Genomic DNA, 25,441 nt, shown 5'->3' with positions numbered 1-25,441 from the left:
CAAGCAATTCGTTTAAAGAGCTTCTTCGATACAGATAGCAATGTCGGTGACTTCATAGATACGAAGCCCATCTTTACTTAGGCTAGCGTTACCTGTGATCACCTTCTTACCACCTTCATCTTTTATCGAGGTAATACTGACATCCATCGACATCTGCTTATTGAGTGGGTTGATCTGACCGCGATATTTCCACTTAATGTTTGACAAAATCTGGCCAAACTTAGGGTTTTTAAATCCAGCGCCCAAATCTTTACTGATGGCGTAAGTTTGCATGGTTTCGATAATGGCTTCAACGCCTAACGAACCTGGCATCACAGGATCTTGGTGGAAATGGAACTGGAAGAACCAGTCGCTAGGATCGATAGTGCGCTCAGCGTAGAGATAACCTAAGCCTTCTGTGCCGCCGTTATCGACAATCTCGACGCTATCGATAAAGTTGAGTTGTCCGCCAGCAAGGCGATAGTGAGGCTGATTTGCCGGTGCATTAAAGTGGCGCCCAGCTTTATCTAATAAGTTCACTTTTGTGTCGGCACTAATGCCTTTGGCCACATGCCAAGGCTGAGTCACTTTGCCATTGTCTAAGCCCAGCTGGTCTTTAAGCGCATCGCCTTTGAAGTAGCCAAATACTGCGGTGCCGCGATAGAAGGGTTCACCGTCGGTGCTCAACTCAAAGCTGAAACTTTGAATAATATTAGTGCCAGCCATCACCGTCGACAACAGACGCGAGTCGTTGACAATGGTTTTACCGCGCAGGTCGACATCGCGTAGTAGCTCGCCACTACCATCTAGGTTACGGAAAAACAGCTCAAGCCCCGGGAAGCCTAATGTGGTGCCCATGTAACCAGAGATGAAGCCATTAGGCTGCAAAGATATCTCCATCAGCACCGAATAGGGCATGACAGCATGGTGGCTATTTTTATCGAAATACCACGCATCCGTAGGCACTTCATATTCGGCAATACAGCTTGACGGCTTTTTAAATTCCCCACGTTTACCGTTAACTTCTACTACGCGGGTGGTTAACTGCAGATCGCCGCATGGGGTACGTGGCGGGATCATTCCGCGATAAATTGAAAACTCAGAGCCAAAGCAGTTTTCGATATTACCTGTGGCAAATTCAAACATGTGGTACGGCGTAAACGGGACGGTGTCAGGCACGCGATTGGGATAATCTGGTGTGAGTGGTGCCTCTACATGTGACAGCGGGATCACGCCTTTGTTAGGCGCAGCGCTCAAATCAGGCACTTGTGCCATTAACGGTGCATTGATTGACGCACCTTGATAGCTCTTTTTAACACTTACTGAGTCAGCAGGCACTGTGCTGCTAACCGCCAATGGTGCCTCATAGCGGGTGCACTCATCTTCCTCTTTGATCATCACGCCGAGGTTTTGGAAATCCACCACCACTTTGCCATTGAGCAGAATGTCGATGTTGGCTTTGGCATAAGGACGTGGGCTGAAGCCAATCTCGGTCACTTCCATACGATAGGTGAGCTGGGCCGATTGCGGAATAACCTGACCACGACAACGTACCTTTTGTGAGGCATTTTCCAGTGGTTGGAAACGACCATTTTTCGTTTGGGTGTGCATCCCTAGGTGCAGCATGTAGAACTGTAGTAACTGGCCACAGCCTTCTGCCATCAAGGAGCCTGCCATCACCTGATCATCTTTAAAGTGACAAGGGAAGTACCAATGGTTAGGTTCCAGTTGCTTATGACCTTCGATTAACCCAAGTCCCCATGCACCGCCCGTTCTGTCGACCTTACTGACCTGTTCGATCATCAAGAACTTCTCAGAGGCAAAACACAGTGACGGTTGAGGTGAACCTGCGTGTGACGGACCAAAACAGCCTGCAATGTCGGCCGATAATAGCTTATGAATCGCAGTGTAATCGAACTGAGTCTGCGGGCAATCCAGTAGCGGATTAAAGCGCAGCTTAGTTGCGTTATTACGGGCCTTAATTTCATCTTCTGTGCGAATGACACCCTTGCCGTCCGCCAGTTCAGCATCGGTAAAGAAGCCAGCACAGCCACCATCCATCTTGAGGATCATGGTATCGCCAACGAAACACTCATAAGAGAAGAAGAACAGCAGGGTATCGCCGTTACGGGCATAGTGGTTGATCTTAATATCGTATCTTAATGTGTCACCGCCCCGTGGCAGGTCGCCTAAGAAGGTGAGGGTACAGTCCAGTAGACGGTAAACGCGTTCACCCTTGTTTTCAAAATCAATACCTAAGTAGCTGATTAGCATTAAGTCACACTGACCCGATTCAACGGCAACTGCCCAAGGAATTTGGCCATCGACTAAGTAAGGCGCATCCTCTGGGATGTCATACTCAGTGGTCATTGAACTTGGCTTGTATTCATTAATGTTGGCGTCGAGTTTCGTCACCCGCGACACCAACAGATAGTCGGTGGTCGGTAGGCGAACGCGGCGCGAATAGTTATCGATTGAGGCATATTCTGGGCCAAATACTTTGGCGATGTCGCCTTCAGCATACTCAACGAGGTCGTGGTAATCCCAGATGCATGGCTGGTGCGCAGGCACTGGGGCGCGATAAGGCTCTACTTTGTCATGCTGTGGCTTCAATATTGGCTGCGCCTCTACCAGCACTTGAGAGTGAGTCTGTACTTGCGTCTCAGTCGGCGCTGCGCCAGTGGCTTGTGCAAGCTGCTGCTTTAGCAGTTGGTCAGCCACTTTAAGGCCTGTTTCGCGGCTTTTTAGGAAGGCGATATGCGCCTGCTGTGCGAGTTGCTGGTTATGTTGAAATGCCGCTAACTCGCCTTGGGGCAGGTTTAAGTGGCTCGCATTGAATGCGCTGGGTGTTTTACTTGTCATGATGTTCTGGGTACCTATTGCTTTAGCAATCTGTGCCGGTGAGGGCGCTGTGGCTGAAGAGGGGATATTCGCTGACGGTTCACTTTCTTGCAGTGGGTAGCTGATCAGCGCAGGCGCATTTGAGCTTGGCGGCGCAACGCGCGCTGCGGCCACTTTAGCCTTAATTGTGTCAAGTTGAAGCACTGGCGTGTCGACAATATGGCGATAGATATTGCGTCCACCTAAACTAACCTCTTTCACTAGGCTACGTTCAGCATGAGTGCCTAAAGTATGGGCTAAGCGTTGAGTCAGAGCGCTGCGCTGTGCAGCACTCTGACTGATGTGGGTTAGCGCACACTGATTTTCACTGATGTTAGCAATCACAGCATGCTGGCTTGCGCCTTGAGCACCTTGCTGATTAAGGCGTAGCAATCCATAGATAAGGCTTGTTATACCTGCAGCGGCAAAGCTGTGTCCAAGCTGTTGTTGGCCCTGCTCATAACGTGCATGGGTTAGCGGCAATGCTTGTTGCAACTGGTTTGGGGTCAGTGCGCTGCTTGGTGCTATGCTTTGTTCCACTAGGCTTATCTGTTCGCTATGGGTTCCCGTGAGCGTGAGTAGCTCATCAATAACACGGCTAACTCTGCTGGTGGCACCAAAGTTCAAGCTCTCAATGGTGGCATAATTTTGCTTGGCTTGGGCAAGTGGTTCGAGGACTATCGCCCCTGCGCCTTCAGCCAGTTTCCAGCCAGGATCATTTGGCGTGGCAGCCATTGGCGCGATGGCATTCTTTAGCATCACTTGCTCGACACTGCCAGACAAGTCGACCGCGGCAATCACCACCGCATCAAGCTGTTCTTGTCTCATCATATTTTCGGCCACATCGAGTGCACGACTCACCGATTGCTCACCTGCTGAGATGGTGAATGCTGGGCCGTTAAAGTCCCAAAGGGATGCGATACGCGATGCCATGATGTTGCCAATAAAGCTGGTGTACTGGTTGAGCTTGGCGGCATCGAGGACGCTATCCATGGCGATGGTTTCAAGGGCGTGATATTCACTGTCTGTGAGTGTCACGCCCATGGCTGCGAGGCTCTGTTTTAATTGGGTATGCAGATTGACGCGGCCGCGGAACTGGTGCAGTTCTAGTTCAGTTTCCATCGCCACTAACACCGCGACTTTTTGGCCGGGTTTTAGCTTGGCATCGCGAATGGCTTCGTCGGTCACCTTCATTAACATCAGTTGCTGACAGATCAAGCGATCATCTTCATTAGGTGGGAGTTTAAAGCGTAAAAAATCCAGCTCAAAACTGTCTACATAAGCCCCTTGGGGAATGGTGCTTATACCAAACTTGGCTAATAGCTCTGGGTGCTTGTCGAGTCCTTTCCAGCGCTTCGCAGGAAGGGAAATAAAGGCATTTTCGCCCTGCTGTAGCGCGGTATCGAGTTGATTAATGGTGCTTAACGGACCAATGTGGCTGGCGATACCGCTAATGGCAAATGCGGGAGTTGAGCCGTTACTGCAGGCCTGTGAAGGTGCGCTTGCAGCGCTTGGCTGTTTAGCGGTGTAAGACTCTAATAATAGGTGAGCATTACACCCGCCAAAGCCAAACACCGATACCCCAGCAAGACGCTCTTGGTTACCTGATTTTACAGGCCAAGGAGTGACTTGGTTAGGCAGGGTGTTAGCGCCAAACAGACCATTTGGCGAGCCAATGGCGTCGCTGATATTGATACTTGGGGGGAGTATGCCCTCCTGCATCGCGAAGATCATTTTCATGATCCCCGGCATACCAGCAGCGGTTAACAGATGACCCAAGTTAGATTTGGCCGAACCAATCAGAGGGGCGGCCGAGCCATTGAGACGTGGGGTGAAAAACTGCTCCATTGAGGCCAGTTCAACTTTATCCCCTAACGGTGTGCCGGTGGCATGACATTCGATAACTTCGATGTTTTCAGGGGCAATGTCGCTGCCTCGGTAAGCTCGCTCAAAAGCTTTTACCTGTCCTTTGCTGTTTGGGCTCAGTACAAACTGGCCTTTACCGTCGTTAGACAGACCGATCCCGCTGACTACTGCGTAGATCTTATCACCGTCGCGCTCGGCATCGTCGAGACGTTTGAGCGCTAATACGCCAGCGCCTTCACCGGCAAACAAGCCTTTGCTGTTTTTATCAAAGGGTGCAGAGAATCCATGATCTGGGTAGGCATGGAAAATGGAAAAACCCATATTGATAAAGAATGGATCGGCACCCGATACGGCGCCCGCCAACATTAAATCGGCTTTGCCCGTTGCTAGGTAATCACAGGCTAATTTAAGTGAATAAACTGAGCTGGCGCACGCGGCATCCAGGCTTAACTGGACGCGACCTAGACCCAGTGCGTCGGCCACAATCTTTGAGGCGTTATGGGCGATAGTCCCGTTGGCACAATCAATCGATGCAGTGTGTTGGGTTTGCGCGTTAAAGGATTGCAGGCGGAAATCGCGGCTACCTAATTTGGTTTGCAGCGCCTTCTCTACCACATTGTGATAAAGCGGCAAAAACAGCTCATTTGATTTAGCCGTGGGGAATGACAGCGCGCCCATGATGATGCCAGTGCGTTCAAGCAGCGGCGAGTCAAGAGTTACCCCCGCATCAAGCAGCGCATTGCGGCTGGTGTCCAGTGCCCATAAGAAACTGTCATCGAGACCATTAAGCTGATCCGCGGCAATACGGTAGCCATTAGCGTTGAAGTTAAAATCTTCAATATAGCCACCTTTATCGCAGTAGAAACGGTCAGATTGTCCCTGCACACCTTGATAGTCAGCGCTGTTAGCACCGAGTTTGGCGTCGCTTAATGTGGTGCGTGAGTCGCGTTTATCGAGCAAGTTTTGCCAAAACTGTTTAGGTGTTTTGGCGTCGGGATAGAGGGTGGCTAATCCGACAATTGCTATTTTGCATGGTTGAGAAGGCGCTTCGTTCGAAGGCATTATGCTTCTCCTTGTAATAATGGGTTAGCGTGGTGGCTCGGCGCGCTGTCGTTGGGCAGTTTGTCTAGCTCACGTTTAAGACCAAGTTGCAGCACCGTTAGGCTTACGGGAACTCGGTGACTGATTAACTGGCCAATCGCCTTTAGCAGAGTGCTTGTATCGCTGCCCCCTTTGGCATTGACTGGTACGGTGCAGCAGTGGGTCGTTTGACTGTCGTCTTTGAGGATCTTATCGATCAAGGTGCAGTTCTGGCGGTCGGCGCCAACTTCAACAAACAGCTTGGCACCTTGGCGCTTGGCGCTATGGATAAGCCCTGTAAAATCTAAGGTATTGCAGAACGTATCGGCAATCGACTCGGCAATGCATTGGCTATCCAACTGGCCTGATGTTGCTGCAACGCAGCAATCCTTGCCTTTTCCCGTATCGGCAGCACTGATAAATTTCACTTCATGACTGGTGGCTTCATCGAGCAATGGCTGCCGATAAAATTCGATAACCGCTTGATGTTGCGTTAAGGCGGGGGGAGTGTGCATGGCGGTGACGCGGTTGGCGGCAATGCCGCGCTTACCTAGCTCTTTTAACAGGGCTTGGCAGCTGTGCTGGCATCCGGCGATGACGCAAGTGTCGCCTTGGGTAATGGCTAAGTAGACCCTTGGGTAACGGTCGAGCAGAGCTGTTATCGGCTCTGGTGTGCTACGAACAACAAAACTGTTCCACTCTATAGACTCGTCGTTCGAGAGCTGCCAGGCTTGACGCACTGCGGTTAGGTCACCAGATATGACAGAGGTAAATAGCGGATCGGTTTGTGTTTTGGTGATCAGCTGATGTGGATCACGCCAAACATCTAAGCTCGCCCACATGGCGGCTTCACCCATGGAGTAACCCAAAGCAAACTTCGGTTTAATATCAAACTCATCAACTAACAGTTTTGTCAGCAAATAGCTGGCACCAACGCCTGCGATAGCTAAGGCATCGAGTGACATATTGGCTGCCACTGATTTATCGCTGTGGTAGATAGCATGACTTTGCAACATTGCCTGCAGCTCCCCTTGCTGTTCTAGACGGGCATAGAGCGCTGGGAAGTAGAGGTGAAGCTCGCTGAGCATACCTTGATAAACCGTTCCCACCCCTGGGTAGACAAATGCTAACTGAGACTGTCCCAGTGGGGCGGCACTAAAATAGCTCCCTGCGGGGGTTTTATATTGGCCTTGAGTGCTAAATAGTTTGCTTAACGCATCGCTCATGGCGGCAATCTCTTGCTGCATCGCTGCGATGCCATTGGCTTGTAATACCATGGCAAAACGACCTGCGCGATTTTCAGCAAAATGATTGAGGTTAGTTTGCATCAAGGTGAGCAGTTGCTGAACAGAACTGATGGCATCGAGCTTTGCCGCTAAGGTCCACAGCTGTTGATTGAGCTCTGCTTCACTGGTGCCGGTCAGTGGGAAAAATAGTTGGCTGGCATTTAACAGTGAGCGTGCCTTAATTCGTCCCGTCCCTTGGGTCAGTACCAAGGTCATGTTGGTAACCGCGTCGCGTTGCTGCTCGTCGGTTAGACTCAATGCTGCGACACGCGCTTGGTGAGGAGGATTAAACCAATAATGCTGCTTGTAAGTGTTGTCACCCGATAGGCGACGTAGGTTACGCCGGCCTATGTCATGCACCAGTTGAAATAGTGCGGTAAATTGCGCTTGGCTATCATTGTTGTCAACAGTTAAGTGTTGACCTAATGCAGCAACAGCGCGTTTTGCTTGTGCCATCGCCATGTTGAGTGACGTCTGTGCCGTACTGGCAAATTGCAGCCCCGCCATGTAAGCATGAGGGTGCAATTTGCGCTTAGCCGCATCGATAGCGGGTAACAGTAATAGTGAGTCTGAGGGTGACTTTAGCCAAACCATCTCGCCAATGGTGACCAGATCGATGGCTTTTTCAAGGGTTGGACCAAACTGCTCCAGCAAGAGCTCAATGGGCTGCTCTTGAGCTAACTCAAGCGGCAAGCCCTCGCCATGATGCAGTGCCAAGGTGGCGATGCGCAGTGGCATCGCTCCCTTGTTTTGTGCTGGAGTGTTGGTTACCGACAATGAAGAGGGGCTATTCACACATTGCCCTCTTTAATTTGGTCGGCAACAAATGCACTGTTTAGGTTTTTACTAATGGTCACTTTTGCTGATGTCATCGAGCAGCTGAGCTCACCATTTTGATGATACAGGGCGACATCAGCGACGAGCTGTCGACCACTGGCTTTTACAACGGTTAGTTCGATATAGCCCTGCTCGCCAAAGCCCATAGGTAGCACACTGACGAACTCGCCAATGGTGGAGGGTAGGCTGGCCACGCCATAGGTTAATCTTGCCCAAACTAGCATCGCTTGCAGTAGCAGATCTTCCGCAAAAGGCTGACACCCTTTAGCCGTTAAGCTTGGGGTAAAGTCACCACAATCTTGCTTGGCCACATTAGGCAGCTGACAGCTAACCACTAAGCCGTGCTCATTAAAGCGCAGCACCTTATCTAAGCCTTGTAAACGCGGACCATGGAACAGGGTGCCGTCGCTGTAAAGCCTGGATTTATCAGTTACAGGCACGACTTGGCTGAGCTCATCAAACTGCTTAGTGCTATGTTGCACGTCGCCTGCTTTGACTAATAGTGCCTGATACTGAGGCCGACCTTCACAGCTGATCAACGCCTTAATGCCTTTGAGTGCCCCCGCTTCATATTGCGGGGTTAAGATCATCATTAAGGTTTGGCTCTCGCCTGAGTCGAACACTATGCCTTTGAGTAACTTGTAGTCTTGCACCATGAGCGTTAGCCCATACTGCTCAAGCGCCGCTTCGCGCATCCATTGGATAGCACAGACCGTTGGCAATACGGGATTGCCACCAATGCGGTGATCTTGAACAAAGGCCAATGCCTCAGGCTTTAGCACTCGCTTAAGTGTCACTTCAGTCAATGCGGTGACGTCACGCTGCGGGCGCTGTGCAACTTGCACCTCACCCGCATTAAGCTTTTTTACAGTTGCTTCCTTAGCGGCGGTGTTACTTTTACTATTTCCCTGCATATCGGTGCCGACGAGCAGTTGTACACCACTCTCTGTGAGTAGTTGGGTTGCAAATAACTCAGCGCCAGCTTGCAGTGGGATCACGTACACGCCTCGGTCAGTAAACATCTTTTTCAGCGCCGGGTTAACCATGCCGCCATCCCAAGGTCCCCAGTTAAAGCTCATCACTTTGGCACTTGGGTGCTTTGCCGACAGTTGCAGTGCCGCTTTGTTAAGGATGTCGTTCGACATGGCATAGTCGCTTTGGCCTGTATTGCCATAGAAACCCGCCGCCGAGGAGAACATGGCAACCAGTTTTAGCTGGCTGGTATCAATGACAGAAAGCAGCGCCTTGAGTCCGTTGACTTTAGTGCCATAAACCCGTGCCAGTTCATCTAACGTTTTGTCTTGGATATGTTTGTCAGCCAAGACACCTGCACCATGGATAAGGCCTGTGATTGGCGTTATCTGAGTGATAGCGCTCAGTGCGCTGTTAACCGAGTCTGTATTGCTCACATCCATGCTGATGTATTCGGCGCTCGCGCCTACGGCGTTAAACGCATCCAGCGCGGCATTGATCTCTAAACTGCTCTGTACCGGCCACACTAAGGCGTCCACTTGCTTAGGTGTTGGTTTTTCACCCGAGGCAATAATGTGGGCAATAGCGGCTGATTTGAGCTCAGAGGCAGATTTACCTTGAGCCCAGCTTGGCAGATTATTGAGGGTCACATGTTGGCTACGACCCGCCAAGATAAAGTGAGATTGACAACGCTTAGCTAGGGCTAGGGCACACTCAAAGGTTACGCCTTTTGCACCCCCGGTCACCAGTATTTTATCTGCGCTGTTCAGCTCACTTTTTGCTGTTTTTATGCTCGCATCGCCTGCAATCAGGGCTGTGCGCTGCAGTTGACCTTGCTCATTGAGGCTTAAACCTACTTCGTTCAATGTTGCATTGCTATCAAACAGCTCGTTGGCGATGGCATCACTTAAGCGGCTGGCATCCAATGCTGGTGCGATGTCTAATGCACGGCAAAATACGCTTGGCCACTCGTGACTTAATGTCTTGGTGAGACCAGCCAGTGCGGCTTGGTTGAGCTCTGCAGTTTTTAACTGTTCAAGGTCTAAATAACCGAAGCCACCGTCAATACGACTGACGCTGATGAATGCGCGTCGCGCACCGGTATCTTGGGTTAATTTAGCTTGCAACAACTTGGCCCACAAGAAGGCTTGGCTCAAGTGATTGAAGCTGTCGTCGCTAAGCTGCACGCTGCTATTATCTGTTGCTTGCGCCTCTTGCGGGTGCAAGTGAACAAAGCCGCTGATAGTGCCTAACTGCTTTTCAATCTGGGCAATTACAGCAGCGATGCCAGTTTCATCTACACTGTCAGCTTGAAAGCTTTTGATATCACTGTTTAGCGGTGACTGTGGTTGACCTTTCGGTAAACGCACTACAGCCACGTTTAAGCCCTGTTTAACCAGTTTCTCGGCTAGCACACCTGCATTATGGCCATCATCATTGATCACAACGTGAGTGTTAGCGGCGAAACAGTTGTTAACTAACTCCGCCGCATCAAGCTTTTTTAGCGCTACCTCGCTGTGAGGTGGCAGTTCAACACTCGGCTCGCTTGAGATCGCAGCAGGCTTATCATTTAAGGGCTCAGCCTTTACAGGCGCAGCGATTGATGAAGCGCCGAGCTTACTGTTCATATAGCTAACAATTTCACCTAAGGTACGACACTCGGCTAAATCTTCTGGGTTTAACTCAGGTAGACCCAGTAGCTGGTCTTGCACTGTGCCTAAAATTTCAACGCGCTTGATAGAGTCGATACCTAAATCGGCTTCCATATCCATCTCTAGGGCGAGCATCTCTGTTGGGTAACCGGTTTTCTCGGCCACCACGTTCATCATGGTGTTGTGCACTTGCTCGTTAGTCAGGCCGCCTTGAACAGGCGCAGCAGTCGTGGCAGGAGTGAGGGCAACAGGCGCAGCGGCTATCGCTGGTAACTTGCTGTTCATATAGGCAACAATTTCACCTAAGGTACGACACTCGGCTAAATCTTCTGGGTTTAACTCAGGTAGCCCTGGTAGCTCGTCTTGCACTGTGCCCAAAATTTCAACGCGCTTGATAGAGTCGATGCCTAAATCAGCTTCCATATCCATCTCTAGGGCGAGCATCTCTGTTGGGTAACCGGTTTTCTCGGCCACCACGTTCATCATGGTGTTGTGCACTTGCTCGTTAGTCAGGCCGCCTTGAACAGGCGCAGCAGTCGTGGCAGGAGTGAGGGCAGCTGGCGCATTTGCAGCAGCGGGCGCAGCGGCTGTCGCTGGTAACTTGCTGTTCATATAGGCCACGATTTCGCCTAAGGTACGACATTCAGCTAAATCTTCTGGGCTGAGCTCTGGTAGCCCTGGTAGCTCGTCTTGCACTGTGCCTAAAATTTCAACGCGCTTGATAGAGTCGATGCCTAAATCGGCTTCCATATCCATCTCTAGGGCGAGCATCTCAGTTGGGTAACCGGTTTTCTCGGCCACGACACTCATCATGGTGCTATGCACTTGCTCGTTAGTTAGACCGCTTGGAGCCGACGCGCTTGTTGTAACGGGTGCACTGCCAACGGCTGGCAGTTTACTGTTCATGTAAGCAACGATTTCACCTAAGGTGCGACACTCGGCTAAGTCTTCTGGGCTGAGCTCTGGTAGCCCTGGTAGCTCATCTTGCACTGTGCCTAAAATTTCGACGCGCTTGATAGAGTCGATGCCTAAGTCAGCTTCCATATCCATCTCAAGCTCAAGCATCTCAGTTGGGTAACCGGTTTTCTCGGCTACCACGTTCATCATGGTGCTATGCACTTGCTCGTTAGTTAGACCGCTTGGAGCCGACGCGCTTGTTGTAACGGGTGCACTGCCAACGGCTGGCAGTTTACTGTTCATGTAAGCAACGATTTCACCTAAGGTGCGACACTCAGCTAAGTCTTCTGGGCTGAGCTCTGGCAAACCTGGTAGCTCATCTTGCACAGTGCCTAAAATTTCAACGCGCTTGATAGAGTCGATGCCTAAGTCGGCTTCCATATCCATCTCAAGTTCAAGCATCTCGGTTGGGTAACCGGTTTTTTCAGCCACTACCGACATCATGGTCGCTTGCACTTTATCAGCAGAAAGCGCGTTGCTTGGCGCTGGTTCAATGACTGGGCTTGCAACAACTGGCGTTATAACGGCTGGTGCAGTAACTGCCACGACAGGTGCGCTAACGGCAGGCGCTACAGCTTTTGGTGCTACCGCAGGGGCAACGGTAGGTGCTGCCTTTGTCATTGAGGTTGCCGCAGTGCTAGCCAATGGTGCAGCGGTAACGACTGTGGCTGACTGGGTTGGCGCTGCTTGTACTGGCGTTGGCGGAGTTGTAGCGATTGCACCATGATTTAACAGTTCAAGCGCAGCAGTATTGCTTTGTGCTTGCAGTTCAAGGAACTGTGTATGGCTTTGCAGCGTTTGCGCCTGATGCTGATGGAACTGCTCCATTGAGCGTTGCAGACTTTCTGGAATAGTCATTCCAGAGGCTGCCATCTGTGCTTGCGCGGTCATCAAACTAGTGAAGGTTTCACCATATTGCTGAGGAATGGATAAGAACTGCTGATGCAATGCCGCCGCTTGGTTTTGCGCGGCAAAGAACTGGCTTAGGGCATCGTTGCTCACTGGCGTGGGCGTGGTGGTAGCCATTTGGGGCGCAGCCGCTTGTGCTGGGGTATTGTTTACAGGCGAACGGTTTACCGCACCGTTGTTTTCTACGACTTTTTCTACAACTTTCTCAACTTCCACAATCTTCTCTACTTCTACAATTTTCTCGACTTCGACCACTTTCTCAACTTCAACTAATTTTTCAACTATTTGACTCGAGATCGCACCTGTTTGTAACGATTTGGCCATCTTAGCCTGAGTTGCTGGGCTAATATGGTTGGTCGCTGTCAGCTTAATGTTCATTGCCGATGGCTGCTCTTCGGCCGCTATTGGCGCCGCATAAGGATCAAGGTTTTCTAATGCAATGCCATTAACAGCAAGTTGAACTGCCGCTTGACGCAGTTGCAGATCGCTATTGCCTTTAGGGTTTGGGTTGATGCTGACAGTGCACAGTTCGCTCATCTTGTCGCTAAGGGTGTTTTCAACCAGTTTTTGTAAGATGTTTTTAGGACCGAACTCAACAAATACACGGGCACCCGCATCATACATGGCTTGCAACTGCTCGCTAAAACGAACCGATTGCAGCATATGTTGCTTAAACTCGCTCTTAATGGTCTTCGCGGCCGAGTTATACTGTTGGCCTGTGGCATTTGAGTAGATCGGGCGTTGTGGCTTAGTGAATTTCGCCGCATCGATAGCCTTAGCAAACGGAGCTTGAGCATGGCCAACCAATGGCGTATGGAACGCCCCCGAAACCGGCAGTGAGATCGCTTTAAAGCCGATGTCACTTAAGGCTTTTGCTGCCTCTGAAGTTGCGGCAGTCGGTCCGGCAATCACTAGCTGAGTTGGCGCGTTGTAGTTTGCCACTTTTACGTCATCAAATTTGGCGATAGTTGATTCAAGTAATTCAAGATCACTGGCAGCTTTGGTGATAATGGCATACATTGCGCCGCTATCCACACCGTCATCAAGCTTAGTCGCCATGGCATCGCCGCGGGCAAAGGTGAGCTTGTAGTAATCGTCACTGCTGATAACCCCTGCGGCACAAAGCGCACTGAGTTCACCAAAGCTGTGGCCAGCGACCATGTCAGCTTCAAAACCTGCGGCGGTCAATAACGCGTATTGGCCCATTGAGATGGCACCAATCGCACTTTGTGCGTTAGCTGTGTTGGTTAATAGTGCTTCTTGTGCTTTTTTAGCCTCAGTGCTAAACACTGGAATAGGGTAAACAACCTGAGACAATGGTGTCTTGTTGTGGGCATCAAACACCTTGTCAGCGCGTACAAATTGCTGGCGTATCTCTGGGAAGTGGCAAGCGAGTTCACGGCCCATATTGAGGTACTGTGAGCCTTGGCCTGCAAAGAGGGCGGCCACTTTACCCTCTGTCATTGCTGTGGCGCGGTAATGAATACCACCTGGCAGTGACCAGTGAACCTCATCACTATTTTGTAGTTTAGTCAGCGCTTGATTAATCAGCTTGATGAGTTCGTCATTGCTGCTAGCAACCAATCCGAGCCGCGGTGCATTCGATTCAAGTTTACGAACGTCATAATCGCTGGCGATGTCAGTTAAGCGAGTGCCATTATTCGCTGCGCTGAGGGCGCTATTGAGGCTTGCGATTAACTCAGCGTTATTCGCGCCACTAAAGAGCAGGCTTTGAGCAACGCTGCGCTGACGGTATTGGGTTAGCTTGCTATCAGTGCGTGCATGGTCACTGTTGTACTCTTCCAATACAAAGTGGAAGTTAGTGCCACCAAAACCAAATGAGCTGATCCCAGCGCGGCGCGGCGTGCCATCGGGACGAGGCAGCCATGGGCGGGTTTCAGTATTGAGATAAAACGGCGAATTTTCGATATCCAGCTTTGGATTTGGCTCGCTGACGTTAATGGTTGCTGGCAACACTTTGTGGTGAAGCGCTAGCGCCGCTTTGATCAATCCAGCAGTCCCTGCGGTTGATTTAGTGTGACCAATTTGCGATTTCACCGAACCCAGCGCGATATGTTGTTTACTGTCGTTCTCTTCTGAAAACACAGAGCTTAAGCCTCTAAATTCAGCCGCATCACCCGCCGCAGTACCGGTACCGTGGGCTTCGATGAGTCCTAGGGTGTGGGGTGCAAAGCCTGCATCATCATAGGCGCGTTTTAGTGCTTTAGCTTGACCTTCAGGGCGCGGCGCATAGATAGATTTAAATTTACCATCAGATGAAGAGCCGATACCTTTTATGACAGAGTAGATACGATCGCCATCACGCTCCGCATCCTCAAGACGCTTAAGCGCTATCATGCCGATGCCTTCGCCAATCATCATCCCTTTAGAGTCGATATCAAAGGGCTGAATGGTTTCATTGGTGGTAAAGGCGGGGGTCTTTGAGAAGCTCATATACATCGAAGGAGAGTTGTCGGTACAGACACCACCAGTGATCATCATCTCTGAGCGGCCTTCAACGAGCTCGCTTAGTGCCATACGCATAGCGGCTAATGAACCAGCACACGCGGCGTCGACAACACAGTTCATACCACCTAGGTCGAAACGGTTGGCAATACGGCCTGCAATCACGTTACCTAAAGAGCCAGGGAATGAGTTTTCTTCCCAATGGATGTATTGGTCTTGGAACTTCTTAATCAGCATCTCGCTGTCAGCATCGCTGATACCGCTGCTCTTAAAGACTTTCTTTAGCACTGGATACTGTAGACGTGAATTAAGGCTTTGGCTGATCTTCTGACCGCCACCGACACCTAGCGTAATACCGATTTTGTCACGGTCATAATCAGCCGGTAGGTTGGCATCGGCTAACACTTCTTTGGCGACAATCAGCGATAGCAGTTGTGAGGTATCGGTCAGCTCCAAGATATTTGGCGGCAGGCCAAACTCCATTGGGTTAAAGTTAACTTCTGGCATAAAACCACCGCGTTTGCAGTAGCTTTTATCTGGCGCACTTTTGTTGCTATCAAAGTAATCTTCGGTATTCCAATGGGTGTCTGGTACTTCAGTAATGGCGTCGATTTTTTCGCTGATTAAATCCCAAAACTTATTCAGGTAGCGAGAGTTAGCAAAGATACTGGCCATGCCAACGATAGCAACAGGCATATCTTTAAGTCGCTTATTTAGACGGGTGTCGCTCTGCGTCTGGTCGGCGGCTTGTTTAGCGGTAGGTTTAGAGGTCTGGCTCATTATGAGTCTCCAGTGGATGCCTGATTATCAGGCGTCTTGTTGTTAGTGTCAGCGTCTGCTTGTGTGCCATGAGTAAGCTTGGCACCAGGGAATCGCTGTAAAAAAGTGTGATAGTTACGAACGAGCAACTTACGTAAATGAAACGGCCCATGCTTTAACACATGGGTGATATAACGGCTTGTGGCTTGGGTGTTGCCATCTTGATATATATCTAAATAGATCCAGTCACTGTGAGGATCTATGCCCAGCAATACCGAACTTGGGGTAGCGTCGGTCAGTTGCGGTGGAATGGTTAGTGATGCCACTTGGACCACTGTGTCACCATCGGCTTGCGGCAGCGCCAAGGTGTTGGCCAAAGTTTTGGGGTTGAGCGTGTAGGTCGCAATATGACTCCCTTGGGCGATAGGCAACTGATTAAAGTAGCGCTCAGGGACGTTAGGGCTTTCAATATCGCTAACACGGGAAACACCGTAACGTTTAAGGCAACGCGCCAGTCCAGAGCGGGACACATGGGGATTGATAAAGATTTGAGTGACCTGCAATAGCCTGTCTAGAGGCATCTTAAGCTGATACCTTAGCCCAACCACGACATACTCTTGCATTGGCGTGAGCGTTGTATTGAGGTGATGGGGGGTATTAGGCGTATTGTTGACAGAGTCGCGCTTACGCCACTTGCGCACAGTGGCTTCACTGATGTTGAGTACCTTGGAGAGTTGGCTGACCGGAAGGTCTGATTCTTGGATGAATCGGCGCATCTCAGGGGTTGTGGTGGCATTTTTATGCCTAGACTCGGTGACACTTTGCGTACAGTCATCCGGCTTGTCACTATTTTCGCGAGCATTACCGCTCTGAGGCTCAACCATAGATATTGCAAGTTTCCATGAATAATCTACTGGGACATTGCCGCTGTATATCGGCCCTTTTGAGCTGCAGACTCATCAGGTATAAAGGCAATGTGACAGTGATTTATAGCTATTTGCCCAGCAGACTACAGTAGGTTTGGGGTCAATACAATCACCTGGGACTTAAAACTGCCTGTTTAGACCAGTTTAAGCGTACGCTTGTACGCTAATTGTTTGGGTGTTGTATAAAAAATGCTAGTGATTTTAAACCGTGATCTCGATCAATTGTTCATCACAATTACAAGCCTATACTGGTCATTAATAAACCGATAACAACTCTCTCTTCTTATTCGCAGCACACACGGTTTTGTTTGCAGTGTAGCCAAATCGTAACGCTGTTATGTATTGGACAACATAAAATGAAGGAGGCCAAAATGGCTGAGTTTACAACTGAGCAGATAAGGAATCTGGCGGTGCTCGGGCACACAGGTGCGGGTAAATCCTCACTGCTAGAGGCGTTACTGTTCCAAGGTAAGGCGATCACGCAAAAAGGCAGGGTGGATAAGGGCACAAATCATGCCGATTTCACTGCCCAAGAAAAAGATCATCGCCATAGCTTAGAACCTTCCTTTCTTAATCTCGACGTCGACAACCACCACATCAACTTTATCGATACTCCTGGGCTACCTGACTTCTTTGGTCGTGCCTTGTTGCCGCTTCCTGGAGTGGAAACTGTGTTGTTGGTGATTAACGCGACCACAGGGATTGAAACCATCACTCAACGAGCGTTTGAAGCCGCTAGAGCCCAAGGAAAAGTGGTATTAATTGCCGTTAACCATATCGATGGCAATGCCGACTCTTTGCCTCGATTGCTCGATGATATTCAAACCAAATTTGGCCATCGTTGTTTGCCGGTTAATTTACCAAATGCTGCGCTCGATGATGTGATTGATTGTTATCTGCATCCACAGCCTCAATTGCAGGGCGATGCGCTCTTTCATGATATCGCCAGCGCTCGCGATGAACTGGTTGATACCGTACTGGAAGAAGATGACGATTTGATGGCACTCTATTTAGAACAGGGAGAGTCACTTAATCCAGAGCAATTACATGCGCCGCTCGAAGCCGCCTTACGCATGGGACACTTGGTGCCTGTTTGCTTTACCAGTGCCGAAACTCAGGTGGGTATTGCAGCCTTGCTCGAATGCATTATTAAGCTATGTCCTAATCCGCTAGAGGCAAATCCGCCGCAGTTTTTAAAAGGCGAAGGCGACAGTGCGTTGCCAGTGGATGTGACGCAAGGGGCTGATGATCACGTACTCGCTCATGTCTTTAGGGTGGGTATTGATCCCTTCTTTGGACGTATGGGCGTGTTCCGTGTCCATCAGGGAACCATTAATCTTGGTATGAAACTCTTTATTGGTGATGGCCGTAAGCCCTTTAAGGTGACCAATTTATTTAAGTTGCAAGGGGATAAACAGCTGTCCGTCACCTCAGCTGTACCGGGGGATATCTGTGCGGTATCTAAAGTTGATGAGCTAAGTGTTGGTGCTGTGCTTCATGATAGTCATGATGAAGATGAGTTTAGGCTACCTGCGTTAACACTACCACAACCTATATTTGGCCTCGCAGTATCGGCTAAGCGCCGTGGCGATGAGCAAAAAATTGCCGAGGTGCTCAATAAACTGGTGGTTGAAGATCCGAGCTTACAGATAGCTAAGAATGAGGCTGAAGGTCAGACGATATTACAAGGCCAAGGAGATTTGCATCTGCAAATAGCCCTGGAAAAAGCCCATGACATGTTTAATGTCGATATGGATACCGACGTGCCTGCAGTGGCTTATCGTGAAACCATCACTGCAGCAGCGACGGCACGTTATCGCCATAAGAAGCAGTCTGGTGGGTCTGGTCAGTTTGGTGAGGTTGAGCTAACCGTTGAACCCTTGCCACGGGGCGCGGGTTTTGAGTTTATCAGCAAAGTTGTTGGGGGCTCGGTGCCCAGTCAATATATTCCAGCGGTAGAGAAAGGCATTAAAGAAGCGATGAGCGGCGGAGCGCTTGCAGGTTACCCCATGCAGGATGTGCGGGTATCTTTGCTCGATGGCAAGCATCATAGTGTCGACTCCAAAGAGATCGCCTTTGTGATGGCGGGCAAAAAAGCTTTCTTAGATGCGGTACATCAAGCCCAAGCGGTTATCTTAGAGCCGATAGTTGAGATGCAGGTGCGCGTAGCGCAAGAGCATGTCGGTGATATTACGGGTGATATCAGTGCCAATCGCGGCATTATCTGTGGTACGCAAGCACTGGGCAATAGCAAAGTGGAGGTTGAAGTGGAAGCACCACTGGCCACCGTTGATGATTATTCTACGCGGCTTAAATCGATGACGGGCGGTGATGGTCAATTCTCAATGGCATTTAGCCGCTACGATATTGTGCCTGAATCGGTACAGCGCGAATTAATGGCTGCAGCGAAGCGTGAATAATAAAGGTCACGGGTTTTATCGCTGAGTACATAACTATTACGCAGAGTTATTGAGGCTAAAGCGTCGGATAGACTGAAAAGGAGAACTGCGGTTCTCCTTTTTAATGGGCTATTTTTTAGGTTGGATTGATGTCAATGTTCTGTTGGTCCAGTTCGCTGGTGGAGTACCTCACTTGGCCGGTACCAGAGCGTTTTGCTTGATACATAGCCGTATCGGCGGCAATAAGTAAGTCTTTACTGCTGGTGGCGTTTGAGGGAAAGAGGGCGACGCCTATGCTAAAATTGGTGGTTAGCGATCGGCCCGCTATGTCAAAGTGTCGATGCTGGCATTGCTGAATCGAGTTAATTAAACGGGTTAACTCACTACTTTGTCGTTGTGGTTCAATAATGAGCAAAAACTCATCTCCGCCTATGCGAGCAAGCATACCTGTATCATAGATACATTCACTTAACCTATCGCTGACTTGCTTGATGAGCGCATCGCCGACGTCATGGCCATAGGTATCATTAACGTCTTTAAAGTTATCAAAATCTAAAAAGATCACCGCTAGCTCACTGTTGTTGGCCCGCGCCTTTTCCAGCATATCCTCGAGGTAACTCATGGCGAAATTTCGATTAGGTTGCCCAGTCAAAGTGTCGTAGTAGGCACTGTAGGCAATCTCTCTGTTAAGGGCTTTAATATCAGTGATACGGCGAAGGCCGTAAACTGTGGCGACAATGGCAAGCCAAAAGAAGGCGAAGATGATTTCGTCGAGCTCCCAGTCTTCATGACTGCGGGTAAATAGGTAGATATTTTCGACCAGCTCCATATCTGAAACTGTGGTGATGATGGTCAGCAAACTCACGATAATGATACCAATAATGAGATCAAATAAAGCGCGTTTTCTCATTTTGATACTGGTTGGTGTATTCATGAATTTTTTAGGTTTTTTCACAGTGTCTCTCTATGTGAGTCTGTTAGCTAAATCACTTAACACCTTAAATTTAGCTGACATTTGGCTGTGCTGCTTTGATTTTTATACGGGATGTTATAGCAGACTAAAATAGTGTCATGCTTGATAGCCTATGCGCTGTTTTTATTGATAAGAAACGAAAATACATATAGGCGGTGACTGCAGAATCTCATGGCTAACTTGTGAGGAGGGAGGGAGATAGATGGAGGTTGCCCTTATTGGACACTCCATCAATATTACTGGCTGATTACTATAATCTGGGGCTTATATCATAACTCATTTGCTTCATTGATTCGTTCACGGCGTTCTTGTTCTTCATCAAATGCAGCCTGGATCTCTTCGAGTATCGATACAACATCGGCGCTCGTTGTATCTTCGATAAACTCACCTGTGAGTTCGGTCTCGGGAAAGAGCTTACCTTTTTCATACAGACTCCACATCTCTTTTGCATAGTGAGTCTGTTTTAGCTCTGGAGCAAATTGCGCATAGTAATGGGTCATATTATTCACATCCCGCGCGAGCATCGCTTTGGCATTGTTGTTGGCTGAGGCATCGACGGCTTGGGGAAGGTCGATAATGACAGGGCCATTTTCATCGAGTAGTACATTAAACTCAGACAGATCGCCATGAACAATACCGACGCAAAGCATTTTTGTTATAGACCGCATCATAGTGGCGTGATCAGCTAGGGCTTGTTCGGCGCTCAGTTCGATATCATTTAGCCGCGGTGCGACATCACCTTGGCTGTCTGTGATCAGCTCCATCAGCAGAACGCCATCAAAGCAGCCAAAGGGAGTAGGGACTCGGATCCCCGCATTGGCGCACTTGTACAGGGCGTCAACTTCAGCATTTTGCCAAGCGTGTTCTTGCTGCTCACGGCCGTAACTTGAGCCTTTTTCCATAGCGCGACTGCGACGACTATTGCGGCTTTTTCTACCTTCTTGATATTGCGCCGCTTTTTTGAAGCTACGTTTAATTGCCTCTTTATACACTTTGGCACAGCGGATCTCATTGCCGCTGCGAACCATGTAGACGGTAGCTTCTTTGCCACTCATGAGCTGGCTAATCACTTCGTCAATGAGACCATCATCAACCAGTGGTTGTATACGTTTGGGAGTTTTCATTGCGCCGTTATACCTTACTTGGCCGCAGGATGGTACCTATTGCAGGGCAAAATTTAACTTTATCGCAATCAGTATAACCGTGTGGTCGTGCTGTGAGCGTTTAGGTTGGCATGAAAACACCTTGCCCTATCATTGACCGAGTACCACCTCTATCTCGATGACTTTGCTCGTCTCTGCACTTGATGATGGAGAGGGGATGTTACTTATCTCCATATCGGTCTCAACATTTACATTACAACAAATGTAAATGATATCTATTCTCATTTACATTTGTTGTGTTTTATTTATTATCCATAGCAGATATTAACCCCTGTGTTCACAGCACTTCTAATGGTCGTAGGCCGTTGAGGCTTACCTTGGCTTTAAAGATGATGAATATGAAAACCGTAAAACTTAGCCCAATCTGCGTAGCATTATTATGCTCACTAAATATCAATAACAAGGTTTTAGCCGAGTCTGATACCAATATTATTGAGTCTGAACGTGCTCAAAAAATAGAAACCATTGAGGTGAGAGGTCGTTATATTGACGGCTATAATGCCCATTCAGTAAGCGGCGCATCTCGTTTAGATTTAGCTATTAGTGATATTCCTCAGTCGGTCTCAGTGATCACTGATGCTCAGCTACGAGACTTTCAACTAACGGATATCAATGCGGCACTAGACAGTGCTACCGGTATCAATGTTGAGCGTATTGAAACCGACCGTACTTATTATACCGCCCGTGGTTTTGACGTGACTAACTTCCAAGTGGATGGTATTGGCTTGCCGCTAACATCGGGAAATAATCACGCTGATGAGGATACCGCTATTTACGACCGCATTGAGGTCATTCGCGGGGCTAACGGCCTGATGACAGGGGTAGGAAACCCCTCAGCCACGGTCAACTTTATTCGTAAACGACCAATGGCCAGCAACGCGCTAAGTCTGAATGCTAGTTACGGTAGTTTTGATAATATGCGCTTACAAGCCGACGGAACAGCGCGTATCAATGACACCTTTGCCGCGAGGGCTGTGGCTGTCACTCAGCGCAAAGACGCATACTTAGACAGATATTCGACAGATAAGAATGTGTTTTACCTGTTTGTTGAGGCTAATTTAACTGACGAAACCAGCTTATCACTCAGCCATAGCTACATTAATAACGACGCCAAAGGCAATAACTGGGGCGCTTTGCCACTCTTTTATACTGATGGTAGCGCGACTGACTACGACCGCAGTACCAATACATCAGCTGATTGGTCCAACTGGAAAGTGGTAAAAAACAACACAGTGCTTGAATTAAGCCATTACTTTGCCGATGACTGGCGACTGCGTGCAACCTACTCCCATAAGACTACCGATGAAGATACCGAACTTTTCTATGTTTACGGTACGCCAGACAGAGCAACAGGCCTAGGGACTACAGGTTATGGCAGCGAATATGATCTTGATGATAAGCATGACTTGGCTGATCTCTACATCAACGGTGACTTCGAGTTGTTTGGCCGCGAACATCAAATCGTGACGGGCGTTAATTATGCCAAATTACGCTATACCGACAGCTCTTTGTATGACAACACGACAGGTAATGGCTTTCCTGCAATGCCGGATCTTAAACTGTGGGATGGCAACACCCCTAAACCCATCTTTAAAGATGGATTACGCGGCAGCGATGTAGAACGTGAACAAAAGGCAGCCTACGTTACAGGGCGATTTAATCTAGTCGATGATCTGCATGTCATTGCGGGGGGACGGTACAACCATTGGCAGGCAAAAGGGGAGTCCTATGGTAAGGAGCAAGATGTTGAGGATAGCCAGTTTATCCCCTATTTAGGAATGGTCTATCGTCTGATGCCAGAGTTGGTCGCCTATGCAAGCTACACCGAAACCTTTTTGGCACAAAAAGAGTTGGATATTAATGACAATATGCTTAATCCCGTCACTGGCGAAAGTCGTGAGGTGGGCATTAAGAGTGAGCTATTTGACGGCAGGTTGCTGGCTAGTTTGGCCTATTTTGACATACAACAGACCAACCTTGCCAAACCTGACCCGCGTACCAGTGAATTACCGCCCACAGAACAGCGTTATATTGGGGCGGAGGGGATTAGTAGCCAAGGGTTTGAAATTGATATTGCAGGTGAGCTCTATCCCGGCCTAAATGCCAGCATTGGTTACACCGATTTCGATATAGAAGGGGATGACAAGGTGGCAGCCTATACACCGAATAAACTGTTTAAACTGGCGGCGACCTATGATTTTAGAGCTATCGATGGCTTCAGTGTTGGGGTCAATATGCGCTGGCAAGACAGTATCTCTCGCGAACAAGGTGTGGTTGGCGATGGATTTGCCCATGCTGGTGAAACCATAGTCACCGAGCAAAAGGCCTATGGGATTATTGATCTGATGGCTAAGTACCAGTTTAACGAAAACCTTGGTGTGAGTGTTAACGCCAACAATGTGACCGATGAGAAATACCTCACCAGTTTATATTGGGCTCAGGGCTTCTATGGCGCACCAGCTAATTATAGCGCCACGATTACCTTGAAGATGTAACACATTGACTTGATAGCACTGTGACCTGCCTCTGGGGAGCAGTGCTAGCAAAGGATTAGTTAATTTTAGGTCAGCGATTATGGCTGTTTGCAGATGAAAAAATAATGAGAAAGAGACTAATAAAATGGCATTCATATAGTGCCTTAATTGCCATGTTGCCATTGATGCTAATATCTATTACTGGCAGCATTTTAGTGTTCAAGGTGGAGCTAGATAGTTGGCTTAGGCCTGAACATATGCAAGTGGATGTCGTTTCGCAAGCCCCTCGATTGGCCTTAGATACCTTGATGCACGCTACACTTAACGCCAATAGCGAGTTTGAGCTAGGAGGGTGGGAGCTGTTTGATGATAAACAGCGATCAGATGCCGCTTACTTAATTCAGCGTGGGACTGATGATTGGTACAAGGTTTATATCAATCAGTACTCAGCAGAGCTGCTATCTTCGCCAGTGCCGATGGGGCACTACTTAACAGATTGGCTACTAGAACTTCATTACTCATTTTTATGGCATGTAAAGGGGGCCACCATAGGTTTCGTTAGTGCGTTAATCATGTTGTTTCTTGGGGTGAGTGGGATCATTTTATATCGTAAGTTTTGGCGTAAGCTCTTTACTTTGCGACTTCACGCCGCTAAACGAGTGTTGTTCAGTGATTTGCATAAGTTAGTTGGTATCGTTAGTTCGCCAGTGCTCATTATAGTGTCATTTACGGGCGCTTATTGGAATATAGCCGGCATACTACATGAAATGGATGCGCACGGTGACGGCGAGCATTACCTGATCAGTGCACCGTTATATCGTCCAGATATCTCCTTTGAAGTTTTGCGTCAACAAGCATCACTCGAAATAGACGGTTTTCAGGCTGGCTATTTAGCGATGCCCCATGAGCCTGAGCGAGATATTACTTTTTATGGCCAGGTACAGAGTAGTAACCCGCTGCACAGCGAATATGCCAGTATGGTAAGTTTCGATAAGACCAACGGACTGATGATACAGAAACAAGATATTCGTGATGCTGATTGGTTGACGGTATTCTTAGACAGCTTTCGAAAACTTCACTTTGGTTATTTTGGTGGGCTGTTAACGCGTATTCTATGGTGCTTGCTGGGACTGATGCCGCTATTGTTAGCACTAACTGGTGGATATCTTTACTGGTTTCGCCGTCGGCAATCTAGGCGTACTCCCAATTCTGAGCGTCGCTCGCTATTGTTCAGATGATCTGTCCCCCAATTGTTTTACCCATAGGTTTATAGCGGGGATAACTGGGTCGATCACCTTTTAAGACTGATGGACATAGATATCTCAACAGCTTCTCTGCTAGGGCTATTCTAGGGCACGACGCGATGATATCCCTAGCAGCTGCCTCTTATACTGCTTACTGCCATTCTATTTACTGTTGAACTTACAAAGGCTCCGACCCCTCGGTTGTCGATCACCGCTGTTCATTCGATGCTAGCTGGCGACACTCTGACCGATTTCTGTTATTTGATAGCGCGCTGATGACTGCTTTAGTCGCTAGTGCGTTAATTTTGGCTGTGATATCCAAAATGCGTTTCAAACCAAGAAATTTGCTGTTTTGCAGTTACCTATGCAAATAAAACGATTTTTTTTCATTTATTTTTGCTTATAACCAATATTTTTTGTGATGTTGATCGAGATACGTTACCGATTTGTTACTCAGCCTTTTGGTATAGCGGCCTTACCTTTACGTAAAGGTAAAATTAAAACAGTTGTTTGAAAGTGATGTTTGTTGAGGTACTTATAATGCATTGTATTTTAAACAATTAATAGCTTTACGTGGAGCGTCAATCGAAACGTAAGCTTGAGTTTACTAGATATCAAA

The 25,441-nt window shown here is 48.7% G+C and carries 9 protein-coding genes; 3 read left to right on the top strand and 6 right to left on the bottom strand.

Features of this window, described 5'->3' with window-relative positions:
• Positions 1 to 12 precede the first annotated feature (12 nt).
• Genes BEL05_RS07700 through BEL05_RS07685 form a run of 4 tightly spaced genes read right to left on the bottom strand, consistent with a single transcriptional unit; the run spans position 13 to position 16,527 of the window.
• Complete coding sequence (locus BEL05_RS07700; protein WP_069670811.1) at positions 13 to 5,787, bottom strand: hotdog fold thioesterase; 5,775 nt, start codon at positions 5,785 to 5,787, stop codon at positions 13 to 15.
• Positions 5,787 to 7,886, bottom strand: a complete 2,100-nt coding sequence (locus tag BEL05_RS07695) for a PfaB family protein (protein ID WP_051413151.1) — start codon at positions 7,884 to 7,886, stop codon at positions 5,787 to 5,789. The genes BEL05_RS07700 and BEL05_RS07695 overlap by 1 nt, the downstream gene beginning before the upstream one ends.
• Entirely contained in the window at positions 7,883 to 15,664 is a 7,782-nt protein-coding gene (locus BEL05_RS07690; RefSeq protein WP_069670810.1) for a type I polyketide synthase, read from the bottom strand. The genes BEL05_RS07695 and BEL05_RS07690 overlap by 4 nt, the downstream gene beginning before the upstream one ends.
• Positions 15,664 to 16,527: a helix-turn-helix domain-containing protein gene (locus BEL05_RS07685; protein ID WP_069670809.1), complete on the bottom strand. Its 864-nt coding sequence runs from the start codon at positions 16,525 to 16,527 to the stop codon at positions 15,664 to 15,666. The genes BEL05_RS07690 and BEL05_RS07685 overlap by 1 nt, the downstream gene beginning before the upstream one ends.
• 413 nt (positions 16,528 to 16,940) lie before the next feature.
• Here BEL05_RS07685 and fusA point away from each other — a divergent pair, with 413 nt between their 5' ends.
• Complete coding sequence (gene fusA, locus BEL05_RS07680) at positions 16,941 to 18,989, top strand: elongation factor G (protein ID WP_028765272.1); 2,049 nt, start codon at positions 16,941 to 16,943, stop codon at positions 18,987 to 18,989.
• A gap of 115 nt (positions 18,990 to 19,104) precedes the next feature.
• Here the strand turns inward: fusA and BEL05_RS07675 are convergent, their stop codons facing one another.
• Both BEL05_RS07675 and BEL05_RS07670 read right to left on the bottom strand, forming a co-directional pair.
• On the bottom strand, positions 19,105 to 19,923 hold the full coding sequence (locus tag BEL05_RS07675; RefSeq protein ID WP_069670808.1) for a GGDEF domain-containing protein: 819 nt from the start codon (positions 19,921 to 19,923) through the stop codon (positions 19,105 to 19,107).
• Between the two features lie 287 nt (positions 19,924 to 20,210).
• Positions 20,211 to 21,065, bottom strand: a complete 855-nt coding sequence (locus tag BEL05_RS07670; RefSeq protein WP_028765270.1) for a PA4780 family RIO1-like protein kinase — start codon at positions 21,063 to 21,065, stop codon at positions 20,211 to 20,213.
• 377 nt (positions 21,066 to 21,442) lie between these two features.
• On the opposite strand from BEL05_RS07670, the gene BEL05_RS07665 reads away from it, so the two are divergent.
• Together BEL05_RS07665 and BEL05_RS07660 are read left to right on the top strand one after the other, a co-directional pair.
• Complete coding sequence (locus BEL05_RS07665) at positions 21,443 to 23,599, top strand: TonB-dependent siderophore receptor (protein WP_069670807.1); 2,157 nt, start codon at positions 21,443 to 21,445, stop codon at positions 23,597 to 23,599.
• Positions 23,600 to 23,703: 104 nt separating this feature from the next.
• The gene (locus tag BEL05_RS07660) at positions 23,704 to 24,816 is read left to right on the top strand and encodes a PepSY-associated TM helix domain-containing protein (protein ID WP_069670806.1); all 1,113 of its coding nucleotides are present in this window, start codon (positions 23,704 to 23,706) and stop codon (positions 24,814 to 24,816) included.
• The last annotated feature ends 625 nt before the right edge of the window (positions 24,817 to 25,441 follow it).

This window comes from Shewanella colwelliana (assembly GCF_001735525.1).
Taxonomy (GTDB): Bacteria; Pseudomonadota; Gammaproteobacteria; order Enterobacterales; family Shewanellaceae; genus Shewanella; species Shewanella colwelliana.
This window is presented reverse-complemented; position numbering and strand designations above follow the sequence as displayed.

Excerpts from the sequence above, each read along its gene's own strand:
- BEL05_RS07700 (WP_069670811.1), bottom strand. The coding sequence starts at position 5,787 with ATGCCTTCGAACGAAGCGCCTTCTCAACCATGCAAAATAGCAATTGTC.
- BEL05_RS07690 (WP_069670810.1), bottom strand. The coding sequence starts at position 15,664 with ATGAGCCAGACCTCTAAACCTACCGCTAAACAAGCCGCCGACCAGACG.
- BEL05_RS07685 (WP_069670809.1), bottom strand. The coding sequence starts at position 16,527 with ATGGTTGAGCCTCAGAGCGGTAATGCTCGCGAAAATAGTGACAAGCCG.
- fusA (WP_028765272.1), top strand. The coding sequence starts at position 16,941 with ATGGCTGAGTTTACAACTGAGCAGATAAGGAATCTGGCGGTGCTCGGG.
- BEL05_RS07670 (WP_028765270.1), bottom strand. The coding sequence starts at position 21,065 with ATGAAAACTCCCAAACGTATACAACCACTGGTTGATGATGGTCTCATT.
- BEL05_RS07665 (WP_069670807.1), top strand. The coding sequence starts at position 21,443 with ATGAAAACCGTAAAACTTAGCCCAATCTGCGTAGCATTATTATGCTCA.
- BEL05_RS07660 (WP_069670806.1), top strand. The coding sequence starts at position 23,704 with ATGAGAAAGAGACTAATAAAATGGCATTCATATAGTGCCTTAATTGCC.